The organism is Pseudomonas sp. 05N433 (assembly GCF_056396925.1).
In genome coordinates, this window is sequence record NZ_JBFTML010000112.1 from 1 (window position 1) to 4649 (window position 4649).

Annotated in this window: 4 protein-coding genes; all 4 read right to left on the bottom strand. The window is 46.4% G+C overall.

Features of this window, described 5'->3' with window-relative positions:
* A partial coding sequence (locus AC1DIS_RS29770; protein WP_477781286.1) for a hypothetical protein occupies positions 1–503 on the bottom strand: 503 nt, incomplete at its 3' end.
* A 2-nt stretch (positions 504–505) separates the two neighbouring features.
* A complete protein-coding gene (locus tag AC1DIS_RS29775) occupies positions 506–1663 on the bottom strand; it encodes an ATP-binding domain-containing protein (protein ID WP_477748914.1) in 1158 nt (385 codons plus the stop codon).
* Positions 1653–3083 carry a protein kinase domain-containing protein gene (locus tag AC1DIS_RS29780; protein ID WP_477748915.1) on the bottom strand — a complete coding sequence of 477 codons (1431 nt, stop codon included), beginning with the start codon at positions 3081–3083 and terminating at the stop codon, positions 1653–1655. Before AC1DIS_RS29780 ends, AC1DIS_RS29775 begins: the two co-directional genes overlap by 11 nt.
* A gap of 845 nt (positions 3084–3928) precedes the next feature.
* Complete coding sequence (locus AC1DIS_RS29785; protein WP_192351839.1) at positions 3929–4210, bottom strand: hypothetical protein; 282 nt, start codon at positions 4208–4210, stop codon at positions 3929–3931.
* Positions 4211–4649: the final 439 nt, after the last annotated feature.

The following is a 4649-nucleotide window of genomic DNA, read 5'->3' on the forward strand; positions in this document are numbered from 1 at the left end:
ATACATTCCTGCGTTACGAAATCGTCCTTATGAGCAATCGACGCTCTAGCCACCGAAAAACTGTATGTAGCAGTAGCACGCGATAGAGGAATCGACGCAACCAAAATATCCCCATCACTTTGTGCCAACATCTCTCCAAGTATCACCGATGGCCATCGGTCTGGGCGGGACCAAAAGAACTTGCCCTGGCCTGCAGTTTTTTTGACAGAATCAAAATCAGCCCTACTGACTACTCGGCCAAACTGACTTAGTGGAAAGGTTTCTGGAGCATAAGTTTTGAGCCACGCAAACAATTCAAAAGTTTTTACTGGCGGCAAAATAATTAGATAGGGAGATGAGTAGCCGTGCCCAGAGCTTTGCTTAGGGTATCCAAGAATCGCTCCCAAACCAATAGGCTCCACCGCTTCAATAGAAAGCTTTGGTGTATATGGGCTATTCAGCATCGAAAATAATGCATCCGGCAAATCATCCCGCGAAGAAAATTCGAAGTTTAGCTCAGTCATCGTTAATCATCCGGGAAAAGATTATCAAGGCCAAATAAAGTAGGCTTGGCAAATGCTGCCTCTACTTTAATAGTGGTTTCTCCGCATCTATAAACATTCAGTGCTGTCTTAGCGCGCGTGACACCTGTATAAATCAGCTTTGTCCGTCGCAGCGGGAATTTTGTAAGACCTTCAGCGCCAAAAATATGTACACACCTAAACTCAGTTCCTTTTGAGGCATGCAGCGTCATGATGTGAATTAAGGCGTCTCCTGAAAAAGTCGCATCAGAATCCACTCCGTGAGTGCAAAGCATGCCTTTTAATTGCGTTGCCTCAAGGTAATTCTTTACTTCTAGTCGGTCTTCTTGCCGAGGGCAAAATATACCAATTGCCTCATCAGGAAACGCATCCAGCTGAACCTCGATTAATTCAAGAATTTTATTTAATTGTTCAACCCTAGGCTGACTCGGGTGCAGTATCGCTGAAGACTCCCCCTGAATGGTCGGGTCATAGTTGCAGGTGGACTCCAGAGTTACACCTCCTTTTACTGGAGGCATTAGCTTATCTGCGACCTTAGCAATCTCTTGTCCAATTCGAAAGTGACGAGTTAACCGATGTGTATCTAGCCCAAGCGCCCCGGCAGTTCCCATACCGTCCTGATTATAAATGCCTTGTCGCTCATCGCCACATATACAGACTTTGTCTGAAAGTTCTAGTAAAGCTGTGAGTTCACCTACAGAGAGATCCTGAGCCTCATCAACAAAAATAGCACTGTACATTTTCTCTGAGGGCCTAGCTTCGTTTGCGGCTATCAAATTTTTCAATGCTTCATTTCGAGAATCGTCATCAAAATCCCCCTCACTCCACTTTACCTTGCTTCCGAGATTAAGATTTACATACTCAGCGAGCCATGAGTGAAATGTTTTAATTTGGCTAGCTTTTACAAAACCTTTTGCGACAGCTCCGCTCCGAATGAAGTCAGCAAGAGAGCGAGTGTAGGTTATGAATAAAATATCTTTTTCACCACTCCCCACCATAACCTCAGCACGGAGAAGGAGTAAATTAGTCTTTCCAGACCCCGGCGGCCCTGATAAAAGATAGCGTCCTTCCATCGGTAGCCCGATAAAATCGATTTGCGCTTGATCCATTTCTTTCTTGCTACGCCACCAATTACCGTTCATCACTCACCCTCTTAAGTTCGATCTGTCTTCCATAAAGTGATTCAATGGAGTCAGCTACTGAACAATGTGACTCTACTTCACCGAGAGCGTTCTCGACAATTTCAGCTATCGATTCAGCAATAATACTTCCAGCATCATCTATGGCATCAGACATTGAGACCGTACCTAGAAGCTTAAGCATGTCCGGATCAAGCGCAAAATCTGATTCGGGCTGGTATATAAAACCCGATGCAAGAATATCGACCGAGCCAGCATAGAGCCCCGCCTTCCAGTAAAAACTAATATGAGCCACCACTGCCACATTATCACTGTATGCGAATTGAAAGCTCACAACCTCTCTGTTGCTCACTTTTGATTTGGAAAAGGATAAAGGCAAATCTGTTCCGCAGACGGAAATTAGCAATAGTTTAATTTTATCGATCAACGATTCCTGGAACCGATCTCGATCAAAATTCAATGCTCTTTCGGAATCGGTTTGCTTGTTTGGCCTGGATTTCAAGCGAGCTCGAAGTTTATTAAGCCCAACATTATGCTCCTGCACCTCAAAGTCAAGCCAGTCGACAAGCGTCAGCCTAGCCTGCATGTCCTTATTTAGACATTTAGCCGCCAGCGATTTCAAATATGCCAAGCGACTGGGATTTCCATCTTTAAAATTTGGTGGGTTCAGAAGCACTGCTTTTGCGACGAGCCAACGGTTCCCCGCTTCTATTTCAGCTCTGAACAGAGGCTCTTTCATTATCAAATCATGCAAAACCGCACCTACTTGATAAATATTGAGCCCCTGCCATAGCTCACGCGAAGGTTCATCCAAACGAAACAGATATTCAGGAGAGCTGTATTGAGCAGTGGCTAAAAAGGGCCTTTGAGCACCCTGGTCGGTATCGGCAGCACCGGGGCCGGGATCAAATTCACGAACAACGCCCAAATCTAAAAGCTTCAGTTTCCCCCAGCACTCTGAGACATGAATATTTTCAGGCTTGATATCTCGGTGTACGATGCCGTGAGCTTCGAGATAAAGAACGGCACTTACCAGTTGCCGTATAAGTACTTCGACGGAGGCATCAGGTACGTGTTTAAGTACCTCTTTTAATCTCGGCCATTCAACATATTCCATTTCAATGACAGCGGTATCATCGAAGTTTTCTATCGAAAATGTTTGAACTAGATGGTCGCATTCATGACCTATGAGCCTACGTTGGAGCCCTAAACGCTCTTGCTCTTTCGACCCCACCTCATCGCTAATGAATCTCGGGTCGAAAACTTTAAAAGCTCGCTTGTCTTCGCCATTAATTCCACGAAATACTGCTGCAGAACCACCGGCGGCGAGAAAATTAATCTCCCATCTCACACCGCTTTTTTCAAGATATCGCTCAAGCGTAACCTGTAACTCATCGATTTTTTCTTGTGACAAATCAGGCATACCTAACTCCTTTAGGCACGGTCGCCTGTTGGCGGCTACCGGCAACCTACGTACAGATTGCCACTATTAATGGCAGTCTGCCAAACCTAAAGCCTAAGCATATGATTCTCCGCTGTGACTCGGACGCGGCTATTCATGAACGGCAGCTTATGGCCGTTTTCTGCCTGTCACGACTGACCAGGGTTGCCTCCAAATCCCACTTCAGATGAAAGCCGCTTTCCACCAAGCGCAGTCTCTCGGTTGCAGATATGAAATTTAGGGCGATCATGAGCCCACCCAGAAAGCCAAAAAACCGGCCAAATTCATTTCCGCAAATAAATTTCCACCCCTTGATTTCAGAGGCCTCCAGAGCATTAATGAATACTGCCTAGCGGAAACAAATAAAACCTAAGACATTGAAATATAAGGATTAATCTTCGGACTTGAAAACCGTCGACTGTAACAGGTCCATGAGTTCGAATCCCATCGCCTCCGCCATCTTTATACGACAAAGCCCTGATTTTTCAGGGCTTTGTCGTTTCTGGGGTTTGAAGAAGTCAGCGCCGCTCGGCATGTGTTCCATAACTATTCTGGAAGCGTTCCAGAACTAACCCGCGTTTACCCTCCTCCGGCGTCCTGCCGATCGTTAAACATCCTTCATGTAACGCGATGCAGCACCCCATGCTTGCAGGGGCGCTAAAAAGCTATAAAAAACAGTCCTTTAGAACGGCGCCCACTGCAATCGATGCCGTACCGTGATTGACCGTGTTTCACGTTTCCCCGCAAAAGTCCCTACAGGCTTTCGACAAGAAAGCCCTGCATTCCGGCGTCCTGCCGACCGAACACAATCATACCTCCCTGCAATATCAAGACTGCGCATAAAGCACCCCATCGACCTCTTCCAGACCACTCAGCGTGAAACCGAGCGTTGCCATGCTGGTCAGGCGAGCATCAAGAAGAGGCCGAAGCGGTGGCACATCACCCGGCCAGGCACCGTGCCGCAGAGATGCGCTGCTGGACGTTCTTTTCAGGATGTCAGACGGCGCGCTGGAGAAAATGATATCTCCCTTTACTGGCTCGGTGCTGGCGATGTCTCTTTTGGATCTGGCGACGCCACGCTCTCTCATGGACACGATCAGGAACTGCATTGCTTCCTCGATACTGAATAAAAACACAGCATCCAAGGGATATGGTGATTGCTCAATTTATCGCTGACGATCGGTTAGGTTTTACCACTCGTCGGAACCGTCAATTTATAAAGGTCTGGATACCTTGCATTTACGCGTTTACAGGCTTGACTGTAGTCTTGCCTAAACTTGAGATCAGGCAATCTAACATCGCTATATTATATATGGCATATTCATTGAGTTAACCTAACTACTGATTTCTGTAGCAGTGGCAAGTCTGCGTTTGTTTTAAACAATAGGGAGCCAACTCATGGAATACTCAATCCAAAAAGGAATATAAATATGAGCATCACAATCACAAACGGAGCAAGCAGAACGGTCCAAATTGCAGTCAGCGTATGGGGGCGAGACGGTAGTGACGATTATTATGCACTGGAGCCCGGCAAAGGTGATACATGGG

What these genes read in the sequence shown, in the direction of transcription:
- AC1DIS_RS29780 (WP_477748915.1), bottom strand. Translation starts at nt 3,083, where the DNA reads ATGCCTGATTTGTCACAAGAAAAAATCGATGAGTTACAGGTTACGCTT.
- AC1DIS_RS29785 (WP_192351839.1), bottom strand. Translation starts at nt 4,210, where the DNA reads ATGCAGTTCCTGATCGTGTCCATGAGAGAGCGTGGCGTCGCCAGATCC.
- AC1DIS_RS29775 (WP_477748914.1), bottom strand. Translation starts at nt 1,663, where the DNA reads ATGAACGGTAATTGGTGGCGTAGCAAGAAAGAAATGGATCAAGCGCAA.